The sequence below is a fragment of the Acinetobacter sp. USHLN143 genome, assembly GCF_037145695.1.
GTDB lineage: Bacteria > Pseudomonadota > Gammaproteobacteria > Pseudomonadales > Moraxellaceae > Acinetobacter > Acinetobacter fasciculus.
Map to the genome: position 1 here is coordinate 12,490 of NZ_JBBCWZ010000044.1, position 14,571 is coordinate 27,060.

Sequence of the window (14,571 nt, forward strand, 5' to 3'; positions counted from 1 at the left end):
ACATAGTTTTCCTGATTTAACAGACTCGCTCTGCACACAACAGCCGCTGCATTTATTATCAGGCTACATTCGATTTTTCATGCTTTACGCTAAATCAAAATCATCTCATTGCTGGAAAATTTGATTTCGTAAATTAACTTTAAGTTCAGCCTTATGGCGATTATTCATTTAAATGAATAATCAGATTGAGTTTAAAATACTTAATTCCGTATTGCGAAATCAATTAATCATAAAATAACCAGATGAACAAGAGTTTTTACTCTATTTTTAGTAAAAAATAACTTTTTTGCATTCTGGAGTTAAAAATCCTTGATTTATAGCTTGAGAAACCTTAGTTTTATATAAAATAAAATTTCGCTATACAAAATAAATGGAGATTTTAATGGAACAGGTCGTTCAAGTAGAACAAGTTTCAGCACATGTAGCGATGGTTAAAATTCATCGACCAGAAGCGAAAAATGCCCTGAATACAGAAGTTCGCCAGAAACTTGCGGCGGCATTTTTGCAACTGAATGACGATGAAAATATCCGTGCCATTATTCTTACCGGTGGTGAAACAGATTTCGCAGCAGGTGCCGATCTTAAAGAACTGGCCAATGCAGAAACCATTCAAATGATGCAGCGCCGGACTGAACGTTACTGGCAGGCGATTGCACAGTGTTCAAAACCGGTGATTGCAGCTGTAAACGGTTATGCACTTGGTGGTGGCTGTGAACTGGCCATGCATGCGGACATTATTATTGCCGGGAAAAGCGCCCAGTTTGGTCAGCCTGAAGTGAAAGTGGGTGTCATGCCGGGTGCCGGTGGTACCCAGCGATTATTCCGTGCCGTGGGTAAATTCCATGCGATGCGTATCATCATGACGGGTTGTCTGATACCAGCGCCGGAAGCTTATCAGATTGGCCTAGTGTCTCAAGTAACGGAAGACAGCGAAACCCTTGCAACAGCAATCAAGATGGCTGAAGGTCTGGCAAAAATGCCGCCAATTGCGCTTGAACAAATCAAGGAAGTGGCTTTACTGGCTGAAGATGTGCCGCTTAATGCCGGACTTACCCTGGAGCGTAAATCTTTCCAGATGCTGTTCTCATCCGAAGATCAAAAAGAAGGTATGCAGGCCTTTATCGAAAAACGTAAACCGAATTATCAGGGACGATAAGCATGAGTATTCAGATTCAGAAAATCGGCATTATTGGTGTAGGCACGATGGGTGCAGGTATTGCCCAGATCGCGATTCAGTCTGGTCATGATGTGGTACTGTTTGATGCCAAAGAAGGGGCAGCCGAACAGGCACAGGATAAACTGGCCAAAACATTAAATACCTTGGCAGATAAAGGTAAATTCAGCCATGAAAAAGCCGCTGAAGATATTGCTCGTCTGTCGACTGCGCAGCAGCTAGAAGACCTGAAAGATTGTGACTTGATTGTTGAAGCGATTATTGAAAATCTGGAAATCAAGCAAAAACTGATGCAGCAACTGGAAGGAATGATAAAACCAGAAGCGATTCTGGCATCCAATACCTCTTCATTGTCGATCAGTGCAATCGCTGCCAACTGTGAGCAGCCAGAACGTGTTGCCGGTTATCACTTCTTTAATCCGGTACCACTCATGAAAGTGGTCGAAGTGATTGAAGGCTTTAATACCCGTGCTGACATTATTGAAGCATTAACCCAACTCTCGATTAAAATGGGGCATCGTCCGGTCAAAGCAAAAGATACTCCAGGGTTTATTATTAACCATGCCGGCCGTGCCTTTGGTAGCGAAGCCTATGCAATTCTGAATGAAAATGTCACACCATTTTATGATATTGACAGGATCTACCGTGACGGAATCGGTTTCAAAATGGGGCCGTTTGAATTAGGTGATCTGACCGGTATGGATGTCTCGCACCCGGTGAGTGAATCGATTTATCATCAGTATTATGAAGAAGCACGTTACCGTCCAAGCGTGATTACCCGTCAGCGTTTTATTGCCAAGCAGTTAGGTCGTAAAACCGGTAAAGGTTTCTATGATTACACTTCGGGTAGCAAAGAAGGTGATGTTGCTCCAGCATTGGTTGAAAAGTTAAGTCAATATCCATCAGTCTGGCTAGGCACCGAATATGACGAAGACCGTCAGGCACTTGAGCAATATCTGCAGCAGTTCAATATCCAGATTGAGCAAACTGAGACACCTTCAGCAGAGGCTTTAATCCTGATTGCCACTTATGGTGAAGATGCAACTTCAGCCGCTGTCCGTTATCAGCTGGCACCTCAGCAAGTGGTGTGTATCGATCTGCTATATGGTCTGAACAAACACCGTACCTTGATGCCAACTTTTGTCACCCAAACTGAGCTGGTAAAAGCAGCCCAATCGATTTTCAATCTGGATGGTGTGACCGCCAGCGTAATTCAGGAAAGCGTCGGCTTTGTGGCTCAACGTGCTTTGGCGATGATTGTGAATCTCGGCTGTGATATTGCCCAGCAAGGCGTTGCAACGGTGGAAGATATCAATATCGCGGTGAAATTAGGCCTTGGTTATCCATATGGTCCAATTGAATGGGGGGATGTGCTGGGAGCTGAAAAAATTCTAAAAATTCTGGATCGTATGACTGCGATTACCCGTGACCAGCGTTACCGTCCAAGTCCTTGGCTGCGTCGCCGCGTTCAGCTTGGTCTACCACTTGTTCATACAACACATTAATTAGAAAGTTAAAGGAATAACACTCATGTTAAATGCATATATTTATGATGGTTTACGTTCGCCAATCGGTCGCCATGCAGGCAGTCTGGCAAGCGTACGTCCAGATGATCTGGCAGCAACAGTCATTAAAAACCTGCTGGAAAAAACCGGTATCCCGGCAGAAGACGTAGAAGATGTAATCTTTGGTAGTACCAACCAGGCCGGTGAAGACAGCCGTAATGTGGCACGTTTTGCAGCATTGTTAGCGGGTATGCCGGTAACAGTTCCGGGGCAGACGGTAAACCGCTTATGTGCATCAGGTCTCGGTGCTGTGATTGATTCGGCACGTGCCATCACTGCAGGCGAAGGCGAGTTGTACATTGCTGGTGGCGTAGAAAGTATGACCCGCGCGCCTTTTGTGATGGGCAAAGCAGAAAGTGCTTATTCACGTGATGCCAAAATTTATGACACCACGATTGGTACCCGTTTCCCGAACCGTAAATTTACGGATCAGTTTGGCGCGCACAGTATGCCTGAAACAGGTGATAACGTGGCTGAAGAATTCGGTATTAGCCGTGAACAGGCTGATACCTTTGCCGCTGCATCACAGGCAAAATATCAGGTAGCGAAAGAATCAGGTTTCTTTGAAGGTGAAATTACCCCGATTGAAGTTTCTCAAGGACGCAAATTGCCGCCTAAACAAATTACTGAGGATGAGCATCCACGTGCATCTTCAACATTTGAAGCTTTATCCAAGTTAAAACCGCTATTTGAAGGTGGTGTAGTAACAGCAGGTAATGCATCAGGAATCAATGACGGCGCTGCAGCACTGATTATCGGCAGTGAAAAAGTGCAGGAACAGTATGGCTTAAAACCTTTAGCTCGTATTCTGTCTTCTGCAGCCGCTGGCATTGAGCCACGCATCATGGGAGCAGGCCCAATTGAAGCGATTAAAAAGGCAGTACAGCGTGCGGGTTTGACGCTAGACGATATGGATATCATCGAGATTAATGAAGCCTTTGCCAGTCAGGTATTATCTTGCCTGAAAGGTCTGGATGTCGCTTTGGATGATCCGCGTGTTAATCCAAATGGTGGTGCAATTGCCATTGGTCATCCACTGGGCTGTTCGGGTGCGCGTTTGGCTTTAACTGTTGCACGTCAGTTACAGCGTACTGGTAAAAAATATGCCGTGATCAGTCTATGTATCGGTCTGGGTCAAGGCCTGGCGATGGTAATTGAAAACCCTGAAGCTGCATCACAGCTTAAGTAATCGCCTTAATGCTATGTATATATGATATGCATGGCATTTTTTATTGAGATTTTTCTTTTAAAATAAAAATCCCTGCCTGAGCAGGGATTGACTACGTCAGTGTAATGATTACTTACGACCAGTGACTAATAATGTTGCCGACCCAAAGGCATAAACTTTACCTTCTTTATCGATAATTCGGCCTTCTGAGGTCAGTACATTGCGTCCGATCCGGATAATTTCACCAATAGCTGTATAGGTTTCGCCGCTTTTCATTGCTTTCAGCATTTTTACATTCAGGTCAATTGTTGAGAAACTGACACCTGCATCTACTGTCGTATGCACGGCAGCGCCAGTCGCACTATCTAGAACCGTTGCACAAAAGCCGCCATGAATTCCGCCTTGTAAATTGTAATGGCGATGATCAGGACGCACTTCATATTCCACATAGTTTTCGCGTACTAAGGTCAAACGCATGGGAATAATTTCACTCATGGCTGAACTGGAAATTTCCCCATTTTTAATTGCGGTGAGATATTCAAGTCCATTTAATTGTGATGTGGGCATATCAACTCCTTGTAATGGTTTATTTCGTCTTATGAAATAATATTCTGTTTTTATAGAATTATGATATAACAGATAGTGATCGAAATGCTATATTTTTCCAGGATGGAACGATGACAATAAAAAATCTCGTCACAGATGCTGAATGGCAGGCACGTTGTGAACTCGCAGCGCTTTATCGCATTATTGCGCATTACCGGATGACGGACCTGATTGATACTCACATCAGTTTAAGAGTTCCCGATCAGCCTGACTGTTTTCTGATTAATCAGTATGGTATCGCTTTTGAAAAAATGTGCGCCTCAACGCTGGTCAAGATTAATCATGAAGGGCAGGTCATAGAAAGCTATGAACAGAACAAGCCGGTGAATATGGCGGGCTTCGTCATCCACGCCGCAATTCATGAAGCACGTGCTCATCTGAACTGTGTCATTCATACGCATACCGCAGATGGCATAGCAGTTTCTGCACAGAAACACGGACTTCTTCCCATTTCTCAGCATGCGCTAAAATTTTATCAGCAGGTGGCCTATCACGAATATGAGGGCGTTGCATTGTCAACAGATGAACAAGAACGCCTGATTCAGGACCTGGGCGGCCATCGCGCCATGATTTTACGCAATCACGGACTTTTAACGGCTGGCGAAACGATTGCACGGGCTTTTCATGAAATCTATTTTCTGGAGCGTGCCTGTCAGGCGCAGGTCAAGGCCTTAAGTGGCGGTGCCGAACTGCATTATCCAGCAGAAGAAGTCCGAATTAAAACCGCCAAGCAGTTCGCCAGTCCTTTAGTTGAACCGATTTTACAGCGTGCCTGGCAGGCTGCGTTATCCTTGATTGAGCATCAATATACGGAGTATGCATCATGATTGTAATATCCAGTACTGTGCCGAATATTGAAGCCATTCTGGTGAAGTCTTTTCAGAAATATGCGCCTGAGGGTAGTTTTTGTACACTAGACAGCCCGGAAGCTGAACAGGCGACCACAGCAGCTTCGTGGTTTCCAGATCTGGAAAAACTCTGGCAACTTCCAGAACTTGGTCTAATTCATTCGATTGCTGCAGGAGTCGAACATTTAAATTTAAACGAGATTAGATCTGACCAGTCAGTCTGCCGGGTACTGGATCCACATCATCAAAAGGGCATGTTTGATTATCTGCTCTGGGGCGTGCTGTATTTTCAGCGTTATTTTGACTGCATGATCCAGCAGCAAAAACAGCAGCTATGGAAACAGTATCGTCAAAGTTATAGTCATCATATCCAGATCGGGATTATGGGCCTTGGCCATATGGGCGGCTATGTGGCAAAACATTTTGCCGACATGGGCTATCAGGTGTCTGGGTGGTCCAATTCCCCAAAAGAGATTGCTCAGGTCAAAAGCTATGTAGGCCAAGAACAGCTTTCCGAGTTCCTGGCCCACAGCCAGATTTTGATTAATTTAATGCCTTTAACTGCAGACAATACTGGCATCTTATCTGAACAGCTATTTAAAAAATTACCCGATCAGGCTGCTCTTATTCAGGTGGGTCGTGGGCAGCATTTAATCGAGCAGGATCTACTCGATGCACTGGATTCAGGTCATCTCCGTGGCGCAATCCTTGATGTATTTGAAGAAGAGCCTTTAACTCAGGATCACCCATTCTGGCAGCATGAAAAGATCGTAGTTACACCTCACGTTGCCTCACATGCGCCCATGTCTGTGGTGGTGGAACAGATTCTGGAAAATGACCGACGTTTAAATCTCGGGCTGGATTTGTGCCATCAGGTAGATGTCAATAAGGGCTATTAATTGTAGGGATACAGGCAAAAAAATAAGGAAATTGATGATGTGGGAAACGATTCAAACTCAGGTTCAGCAAGGCGTCGCGACCTTAAGCTTTAACCGTCCAGATTCACTCAACAGTTTTAACCGGCAAATGCATGAGGAAGTGCAGCAGGTACTGAAAAACTGGAATACAGATCCGGATATTCGGGTGATTGTGATTCGCGGCAGAGGCCGGGCGTTTTCAGCGGGACAGGATTTAAAAGAACGTGCTGGACAGCTCGGCAATGTGCCTTTGCCACCGCAAGGCTCGCTGGCCAAATACTATAATCCCTTGATTAACCTGATCCGCCAGAGTCCCAAACCGGTGATCGCAGCAGTGAATGGTGTGGCTGCCGGTGCAGGTGCCAATATCGCGCTGGCCTGTGATCTGGTCATTGCCAAGGAAAGTGCCCGATTTATTCAGGCTTTTTCTAAAATTGGCTTGATTCCTGATGCCGGTGGCACCTGGATGTTGCCACGTTTAATCGGTTATGCACGTGCCATGGCACTCACTTTTCTGGGCGAGCCGGTGCATGCCAAAGAGGCCGCTGAAATGGGCATGATCTGGAAAATGCTTCCAGATACAGAATTTGATGCTTATATCGATAACATTGCACAGCGATTAGCTCAACAGCCGACCTATGCACTGGCTTTAACCAAACAGGCCTTGCAACGCAGTGCTGAAAATAACATGGACCAGCAACTGGAGCTGGAACAAAACCTGCAATATCTGGCTCTGAGCAGTCAGGACTATAAAGAAGGTGTCCAGGCTTTTGTCGAAAAACGCCCTGCACAATTTACCGGATGCTAAGGAGAGCATTTATGAAAATTCAGACCCGTATTACCGAGCTTTTAGGCATTCGCTATCCAATTATTCAGGGCGGCATGATGTGGGTCGGTACCGCAGAAATGGCCAGTGCCGTATCTAATGCAGGTGGCTTGGGAACATTAACGGCATTGACTCAACCGACGCCTGAAGCCTTGGTCAAGGAAATTGCACGCTGCCGAGAAATGACCGATCAGCCTTTTGCGGTCAATCTGACTTTATTGCCCGCTGTGAATCCGCCGCCATATGCAGAATACCGACAGGCGATCATTGAAAGCGGTATCAAAATCGTAGAAACAGCAGGCAACAAGCCACATGAACATATTGAGGCGTTTAAGCAACACGGCATTATTGTCATTCATAAATGTACTTCCGTCCGTCATGCGCTTTCAGCACAAAGAATTGGCGCAGATGTTATTTCGATTGATGGTTTTGAATGTGCGGGCCATCCGGGTGAAGACGATATTCCTGGCCTGATTTTAATTCCTGCGGCAGCAGATCAGCTTACTGTGCCGATTGTGGCCAGTGGCGGTTTTGCTGATGGCCGTGGTCTGGTCGCAGCTTTGGCTTTAGGTGCTGAAGGCATCAATATGGGTACACGCTTTTGTGCAACTCAGGAAGCGCCGATCCATCTAAACATCAAACAGTTCTATGTCGACAATGATGAAAGGGCGACACATCTGCTGTATCGACAGTTCAGAAATACTGCCCGTGTTGCCAAAAATGCGGTATCTGATTTAGTGGTAAAAATGAGTGAAGATCCAGATCTGGAATTTGAACAGATTCGTCCCTATGTCAGTGGCTTAAAAGGCAAGCTTGCTTTAGAAAATGGCGATATTGATGCTGGTGTACTGACTGCAGGTCAAGTGATGGGATTGATTCATGACATTCCGACTTGTCAGACGCTGATTGAAAATATCATGCAGGAGGCAGAGCAGATCGTTCATCAGCGTTTAGCTCAATTTTTTCCACGTTAATTAGCTTTAGTGCAGTCGCTGAATAGGAAAGCCATTCCACCATGAATGGCTTTTTTTCATTCTGTATATTTTTTATTTTTAAATGGGAAATTTCATCGAATAACTAGATTTTATTCTTTAAATTATATTATAGTGGATTTAAAACATAATTTCGTATTATGAAATTAATTGTCATAAATATACAAATTAGAACTCATACAAGGGAATTACGATGAGAAATTATATTGCGCCATTAAAAGACATGAAGTTTGTCCTGAAAGACCTGTTAAACGTTGAACAGAAATATCAGGGCTATGCAAAATTCGCAGACAAGGTTTCTATGGATATTATGGAGCAATATCTGGAAGTCGCTGCGGACTTTTGCCAAAACGAACTTCTACCGATTAATGCGACAGGCGACCAGCAGGGTTGCCGTTTGCAGGATGGCATCGTAACTACTCCAGATGGGTTTAAAGCAGCTTATGACAAATATGTAGAACTCGGCTTTACCTCTTTAACCGGTGATGAACAATATGGCGGTCAGGGCTTCCCGACCTTATACCGTATTGCTATTTCTGAAATTATTACTGCAACCAACTGGTCGTGGGGGATGTACCCAGGTCTGTCACATGGTGCCATGCGTACTTTAGAGCACCACGGTAGTGATGAACAAAAACAGAAATTCCTGGTACCTTTAATTGCAGGTCGCTGGACTGGAACCATGTGCTTGACTGAATCTCATGCCGGTTCTGATCTGGGGCTGATCCGTACCAAAGCTGTGCCAAATGAGGACGGCAGCTATAGCATCAGTGGCGAGAAAATCTTTATCTCAGCCGGTGAACATGATCTGGCGGAAAATATCGTGCATATCGTATTGGCACGTTTGCCAGATGCACCTGCGGGAACCAAAGGTATTTCGCTGTTTATTGTGCCGAAATACAATCTGGATGAAGCTGGTAATGTGGCTTCCCGTAATGGCGTGGTATGTAGCGCTCTTGAACACAAGATGGGCATTCACGGTAACGCGACCTGTGTGCTGAATTTTGATAATGCCAAAGGTTTCCTGATTGGGCCTGAAAATCGCGGCCTAAACTGCATGTTTACCTTTATGAACTCGGCACGTATCGGTACAGCCATTCAAGGCTTGGCAGCAGCAGAGTCTTCTTACCAGGGGGCATTGGCTTATGCCCAAGACCGTCTGGCGATGCGTTCACTTGAAGGTGCGAAAGCGCCAGGCCAACCTGCAGATCCGATTATCGTGCATCCGGCAGTACGTAACATGCTGCTGACTCAAAAGGTGTTTGCAGAAGGTTCACGTGCACTTGCATATTATCTGGCGACCTATGCCGATATCGCTGAAGCCACTGACAGCCCGGAAGAAAAGAAAGCAGCTGAAGACCGTCTAGCATTATTAACCCCTATTGCCAAAGCATTAATGACCGAAACCGGCATAGAAGCGGCTAAACATGGTATGCAGATTTTCGGTGGTCACGGTTATATTGCTGAACATGGCATGGAACAGATTGCCCGTGATGCACGTATTGCCAGCCTCTATGAAGGAACTACTGAAATTCAGTCCATTGACTTGTTGGCGCGTAAAGTGCTGGGCTCAAAATTGGGTTTGCTGACCGCATTAACCGATGAAATTCAGGGCTTTGTAAAAGAGCATCAGCAACATGTCCAGTTCAGCCAGCAAGTTGCACAAGTCAGCCAGTTGACTGAACAATGGCTGAAATTAACCAGAACCATTCAGGAGCAGGCTCAACAGTCTGCCAATGAAATTGGGGCAGCATCAGTTGACTACCTATATTTCTCTGGTTATGTCGTGTCCGCTTATTTGTGGCTGAAAATGGCAATTACTGCGCAGCAGAAAATTGAAGAAGGCAATACTGATCCGTTCTATGCAGCCAAGATCAAAACTGCACAATTCTTCTTTGCGCGTATTTTGCCAAGAACTTCAACCCACTTTGCCAATATTCAGGCGGGCGGTGAAAGCCTGTTTTTACTTGAACCTGAAGAGTTCAAATTCGATTAAACCTTTTGACCCACGATACTCGTGTCGTGGGTCTTTTTTAATAATTTTTGCATCCTCACCCAATTCAAATATTGAGATTTATTCTCGGATATTGAATAAACCATAAAACAACAAGATCAGGAGTCTATATGGATTTAGACATGATTACTCGACAGTGTCCTTATGCTGATCGGCAGCTTAATTTTCATGAAGTCGGACAGCGTTCTGCATTTCCGACTATTATTTTGATTCATGGCACCGGTGGAAATACCGACAAGCATTTCAGCTATATTTTTCCGATGCTGGGTATTCATCAGCGGGTTTTATCCATTGATTTGCATACCCCGAATAAAGCTGATCTAAAGGTGACTGATTTTAGCCAACAGGTTGAAGCATTGATTCAGCATGCAGTTGCAAAAGATGAAATCATTACAGTGGTCGGCTATTCACTCGGTGCCGTGATTGCTGCACAAGTGGCAGCCAGTTTAAAACAGCGCGTAGCGCGTTTGATCCTGTTAGCCGGTTGGGCCAAAACCAGCTCGGTGCAACAACTACGTACTGTCATTTGGCAGCAATTATTTACTGAACAATCTGCGGCCTTGCCTCATTTTGTCAATTATTGCCTGTATAGCGATGATTATCTGTCTGCACGAAGCGAACAGCAGGTGTTGGATCTGGCACGCTTTGTCAAACCTTCACTAGATGCAGCCAAACAGCGTGAACTGAATTATCGCATTGATATTACATCAGCTTTATCTGACATCTGTGCAGAGACTCTAGTCGTTGCCTGTCGTGAAGACCGCATGGTGCCTGTAGCGCAAGCTAAACTGCTGTTTGCTTCAATTTCGAACAGTCGCTATATCGAAATTTCTTCAGGACATGCGCTCTATATCGAAGCGCCAGCAGAAGTGGTGCAACTGATCAACCAGTTTAGCCAGCATCCAGAACAGTATCCGGTGAATCAAAAAATCCAGCCTTATATGCCTTAAAGGAGATAAATAATGCAAGCTCAAGGACAGCGCAGCAAGATTCTGATTGTAGGCAGCGGTTTTGGTGGATTAGGCATGGCAATCCGTCTTAAACAGCAGGGCATTCACGATTTTAAAATTATAGAACGGGCAGCAGAAGTGGGCGGAACCTGGCGTGACAATACCTATCCCGGTGTCGCCTGTGATGTACCGTCCCATTTATATTCTTTCTCGTTTATTAAAAATCCCAACTGGTCGCGTGTCTTTCCGCAAGGGGCAGAAATTCAGCTCTATTTGATCCAATGCTGTGATCAGGAAAATATCCGGCCACATATCGATTTTCATACCCAACTGGAAAAAGCTAGCTGGAATGCTAAAGAACGCATCTGGGAAATTCAAACCTCTAAAGGTCTGTATCAGGCTAAGATTTTAATTACTGCAACCGGGCATCTGGCAGATGAGCATCTCCCACAAATTCCGGGGCTGAAAGAATTTGAAGGCCAAGTGATGCATTCTGCGCGCTGGAACCACGAGCTGAATCTGGAAAATCAGCATATCGTTGTGGTCGGTTCTGGTGCTTCTGCCATCCAGCTTGTACCGGAAATTGCCAAAACAGCAAAAAGCCTGACCGTCTTGCAACGTAGTGCGCCATATATTTTGCCCCGACCAGACCGAGCTTATTCTGAGTCAGAAAAACAGCTTTTCCGCAAAGATCCGGACAGTATGTCGGCCCTCAGACATTCCTTGTTCTGGGGCAATGAATACAATTTTGCCCAGCGCCGTAATCTGAAAAGCCAGATTGAGCGGGTCAAGAAAAACTGCCTGCAATTCTTAAAACATCAGATTTCAGATCCTGAATTACAGCGCAAACTTACGCCGAATTATGAACCTGGTTGTAAGCGCTTATTGCTTTCTAATGATTATTATCCGACTTTTCTAAAACCAAATGTCACACTTGAAGACTCAGCATTGGCAGAAGTTATGAAAGACGGTGTATTAAGCCAGGCTGGAAATAAATTTTCTGCAGATATCATCGTATTTGCGACAGGATTTGAAGCGGCACGTCCACCCTATGCCGCAAAGGTGGTGGGTAAACAGGGTTTAAGCCTGAAGCAGCAATGGTCCAGCGGTATGCAGGGTTATCAGTCAACGACCGTACACAACTTTCCAAACCTGTTCATCCTGAATGGGCCAAATACAGGCAGTGGACATAATTCAGCACTTTATTTTCTGGAAACCCAGTTTGATCTGGTGCTGGATGCCTTGCAGTTTTTTGAGCAGGAACAGATTCAGGTCTTTGAAGCAGATCAAGAAGCTGAAAATAGCTATATGCAGGAGCTACAGCAGCTTTCGCAAGGTAGTGTCTGGTTATCGGAAAGCTGTAAAAGCTGGTATCTGGACCCGGTCAGTCGCAAGCTGACTTTGGTCTGGCCGGATTATGCTCATTCATTTAGGGATAAAAATCAGCATTTTATTCGTAGCGGTTATCACTATCAGTATGTTGAATCGAGACAGCAGAAAGTGGTTTAAAAATATGTAATTAAAATCAAAATCTTATGGTTTAAATAATACAAATAAATGTAAATCCAGGACAGGAGTATAGTCATGAGCAGTCAGCCATGGATGGAAGAATATAAAAAGTGGAATATCAATCCGGAGTTTACCCGGCCAGATCCTGAGAAAACCCTGAGCACGACAATTGCTGAGAATTTGGTGAAATTTCAGGATAAAACCGCATTTATCTATCTAGATCGCAAATTCAGCTATCACGATATCGATGTGTATAGCCAGAAACTGGCAAGCTATTTACAGAGCCTTGGGCTGACTGCTGGCAGCCGTATTGCGGTGATGCTGCCTAATATTATTCAATATCCAATTGCTACTTTTGCCATTATTCGTGCGGGTTATGTGCTGGTCAATGTCAATCCCATGTACACCCAGCGCGAGCTCTATCATCAACTACAGGATTCAGGTGCAGAAGCCTTGATTATCCTGGGACAGACTTTAGAGCAATTAACAGCACTAGATGAATGTCCTGAACTCAAATATGTCATTTCGACGCATCCGCTGGATTTTATTCAAGAGCAGCCAAGTGCTATTTATAGTCAGGCAGCACAATATCCAGATAAACAGTTTTTTGACTTTAAACAGGCAATAAATCAGGTAGAGATTATTGAGTTTGAACCGCCTGTACAGCATCAGGAAGATACGGTCATTCTGCAATACACGGGAGGAACCACAGGTGTTTCTAAAGGTGCTGAACTGAGTCACCGTAATATTCTATTTAATATTGCCCAAAACAGTACCGTATTTATCAGCCATTTTGGTGACCGTTATGCCACTGAAAATGAATATGTTTTCTGTGCCTTGCCACTGTATCATATTTATGGATTTACCATCTGCCTGTTCAGTTATGGTTTAAGCCGTGGTTTCGCCAATGTTCTGATTCCAAATCCGAGAGATCTGGATGCTTTGGTAGATCAATACCAGAAACATCCACCGACCGTTTTTCCGGGTGTGAATACCATGTTTAATGCCTTGGCGCATCATTCACGTTTCCGTGAGCTGGATCATTCAAGCCTGAAAACCACAACCGGCGGAGGAGCATCTATTCTGAAAAATACGGCAGAGTTATGGCATGAGGTTACAGGCTGCCAGATTTATGAAGGCTACGGACTTTCTGAAACCTCACCCACTGCAACTTTTAACCCTCCTTTAAGCCGGCGATTTAGTGGCACGATTGGCTTGCCATTGGCAGGGACTGAAATTCTGATTCTGAATGATGAAGGAAAACCTGTAGAACTTAATCAGGCTGGAGAAATCGCCATACGTGGTCCACAGGTGATGAAAGGATACTGGCAGCAACCCGAAGCAACAGCACAGGTATTTACCAAAGATGGATTCTTCCTGACAGGTGATATCGGTTGTATGGACGAACAAGGCTATATCACCATTCTGGACCGCAAAAAAGACATGATTCTGGTCTCCGGATTTAATGTTTATCCCAATGAGCTGGAAGGCGTGCTGTCCAAACATCCTAAAATACTGGAATGTGCAGTGATTGGTATTGATGATGAAAAGTCTGGACAGGTACCCAAGGCATTTATTGTGAAACAGGATGAAACTCTGACCCAAGATGAAGTCATGACTTATCTGAAGCAGCAACTGACCAGTTATAAATTGCCCAAATACATTGAGTTTGTGGCTGGATTACCAAAGTCTGCAGTAGGAAAAATTCTGCGTCGCGAGCTGCCTCGTACTGTTCAGCCGAGCGCTAAGGCCTGTTAAGGAATGATCTAATCCATTATCTTTAAAATAAAAAAGGAATCGCAAGATCACTGCTGTCCCATAGTTTGCTTTAAATAAAAAAACCTGAGTCCTAACAGTTAAAATATGAGTGCAAACAAACACTTTAACGACTAGGATTCAGGTTTTGTCACATCAGAATACCGTATTTCATGAGCTAATTAAACCTGTTGTGCGACAGGATTTTGAACAACTTGCTAAAGTACACCATGTTGGACAGAAATTT

At 44.6% G+C, this 14,571-nt stretch carries 12 protein-coding genes; 11 read left to right on the forward strand and 1 reads right to left on the reverse strand.

The genetic code is table 11. The features are described from left to right. The first annotated feature begins 382 nt into the window (after positions 1 to 382). Genes WFH18_RS11550 through WFH18_RS11560 form a run of 3 tightly spaced genes read left to right on the forward strand, consistent with a single transcriptional unit; the run spans position 383 to position 3,928 of the window. Entirely contained in the window at positions 383 to 1,156 is a 774-nt protein-coding gene (locus WFH18_RS11550) for an enoyl-CoA hydratase (RefSeq protein WP_336754912.1), read from the forward strand. 2 nt (positions 1,157 to 1,158) lie between these two features. Then, positions 1,159 to 2,679, forward strand: coding sequence for a 3-hydroxyacyl-CoA dehydrogenase (locus WFH18_RS11555; RefSeq protein ID WP_336754913.1), 1,521 nt, complete (start codon positions 1,159 to 1,161; stop codon positions 2,677 to 2,679). A gap of 25 nt (positions 2,680 to 2,704) precedes the next feature. Then, complete coding sequence (locus tag WFH18_RS11560; RefSeq protein WP_168386875.1) at positions 2,705 to 3,928, forward strand: 3-oxoadipyl-CoA thiolase; 1,224 nt, start codon at positions 2,705 to 2,707, stop codon at positions 3,926 to 3,928. Between the two features lie 108 nt (positions 3,929 to 4,036). Here the strand turns inward: WFH18_RS11560 and WFH18_RS11565 are convergent, their stop codons facing one another. After that, positions 4,037 to 4,474: a PaaI family thioesterase gene (locus tag WFH18_RS11565; RefSeq protein ID WP_071850671.1), complete on the reverse strand. Its 438-nt coding sequence runs from the start codon at positions 4,472 to 4,474 to the stop codon at positions 4,037 to 4,039. A gap of 110 nt (positions 4,475 to 4,584) precedes the next feature. Here WFH18_RS11565 and WFH18_RS11570 point away from each other — a divergent pair, with 110 nt between their 5' ends. From WFH18_RS11570 to WFH18_RS11605, 8 genes are all read left to right on the forward strand, one after another. After that, positions 4,585 to 5,340 carry a class II aldolase/adducin family protein gene (locus WFH18_RS11570; protein WP_168386874.1) on the forward strand — a complete coding sequence of 252 codons (756 nt, stop codon included), beginning with the start codon at positions 4,585 to 4,587 and terminating at the stop codon, positions 5,338 to 5,340. Next, on the forward strand, positions 5,337 to 6,260 hold the full coding sequence (locus WFH18_RS11575) for a 2-hydroxyacid dehydrogenase (RefSeq protein WP_168386873.1): 924 nt from the start codon (positions 5,337 to 5,339) through the stop codon (positions 6,258 to 6,260). The genes WFH18_RS11570 and WFH18_RS11575 overlap by 4 nt, the downstream gene beginning before the upstream one ends. 37 nt (positions 6,261 to 6,297) lie before the next feature. Beyond that, entirely contained in the window at positions 6,298 to 7,086 is a 789-nt protein-coding gene (locus WFH18_RS11580; protein ID WP_114541731.1) for an enoyl-CoA hydratase-related protein, read from the forward strand. 11 nt (positions 7,087 to 7,097) lie between these two features. Further along, positions 7,098 to 8,078 (forward strand): NAD(P)H-dependent flavin oxidoreductase, encoded by a 981-nt coding sequence (locus WFH18_RS11585; protein ID WP_114541730.1) that lies wholly within the window; start codon positions 7,098 to 7,100, stop codon positions 8,076 to 8,078. Positions 8,079 to 8,289: 211 nt separating this feature from the next. Then, positions 8,290 to 10,092, forward strand: coding sequence for an acyl-CoA dehydrogenase C-terminal domain-containing protein (locus WFH18_RS11590; protein WP_222110437.1), 1,803 nt, complete (start codon positions 8,290 to 8,292; stop codon positions 10,090 to 10,092). Positions 10,093 to 10,220: 128 nt separating this feature from the next. Beyond that, entirely contained in the window at positions 10,221 to 11,060 is an 840-nt protein-coding gene (locus WFH18_RS11595) for an alpha/beta fold hydrolase (RefSeq protein WP_164543026.1), read from the forward strand. A gap of 12 nt (positions 11,061 to 11,072) precedes the next feature. After that, a complete protein-coding gene (locus WFH18_RS11600) occupies positions 11,073 to 12,569 on the forward strand; it encodes a flavin-containing monooxygenase (protein WP_164543025.1) in 1,497 nt (498 codons plus the stop codon). Positions 12,570 to 12,644: 75 nt separating this feature from the next. Then, on the forward strand, positions 12,645 to 14,327 hold the full coding sequence (locus WFH18_RS11605) for an AMP-binding protein (RefSeq protein WP_164543024.1): 1,683 nt from the start codon (positions 12,645 to 12,647) through the stop codon (positions 14,325 to 14,327). Positions 14,328 to 14,571 lie beyond the last annotated feature (244 nt).

Bases quoted from the DNA above. Each gene is read 5' to 3' on its own strand.
- WFH18_RS11550 (WP_336754912.1), top strand. From the start codon at position 383: ATGGAACAGGTCGTTCAAGTAGAACAAGTTTCAGCACATGTAGCGATG.
- WFH18_RS11555 (WP_336754913.1), top strand. From the start codon at position 1,159: ATGAGTATTCAGATTCAGAAAATCGGCATTATTGGTGTAGGCACGATG.
- WFH18_RS11560 (WP_168386875.1), top strand. From the start codon at position 2,705: ATGTTAAATGCATATATTTATGATGGTTTACGTTCGCCAATCGGTCGC.
- WFH18_RS11565 (WP_071850671.1), bottom strand. From the start codon at position 4,474: ATGCCCACATCACAATTAAATGGACTTGAATATCTCACCGCAATTAAA.
- WFH18_RS11570 (WP_168386874.1), top strand. From the start codon at position 4,585: ATGACAATAAAAAATCTCGTCACAGATGCTGAATGGCAGGCACGTTGT.
- WFH18_RS11575 (WP_168386873.1), top strand. From the start codon at position 5,337: ATGATTGTAATATCCAGTACTGTGCCGAATATTGAAGCCATTCTGGTG.
- WFH18_RS11580 (WP_114541731.1), top strand. From the start codon at position 6,298: ATGTGGGAAACGATTCAAACTCAGGTTCAGCAAGGCGTCGCGACCTTA.
- WFH18_RS11585 (WP_114541730.1), top strand. From the start codon at position 7,098: ATGAAAATTCAGACCCGTATTACCGAGCTTTTAGGCATTCGCTATCCA.
- WFH18_RS11590 (WP_222110437.1), top strand. From the start codon at position 8,290: ATGAGAAATTATATTGCGCCATTAAAAGACATGAAGTTTGTCCTGAAA.
- WFH18_RS11595 (WP_164543026.1), top strand. From the start codon at position 10,221: ATGGATTTAGACATGATTACTCGACAGTGTCCTTATGCTGATCGGCAG.
- WFH18_RS11600 (WP_164543025.1), top strand. From the start codon at position 11,073: ATGCAAGCTCAAGGACAGCGCAGCAAGATTCTGATTGTAGGCAGCGGT.
- WFH18_RS11605 (WP_164543024.1), top strand. From the start codon at position 12,645: ATGAGCAGTCAGCCATGGATGGAAGAATATAAAAAGTGGAATATCAAT.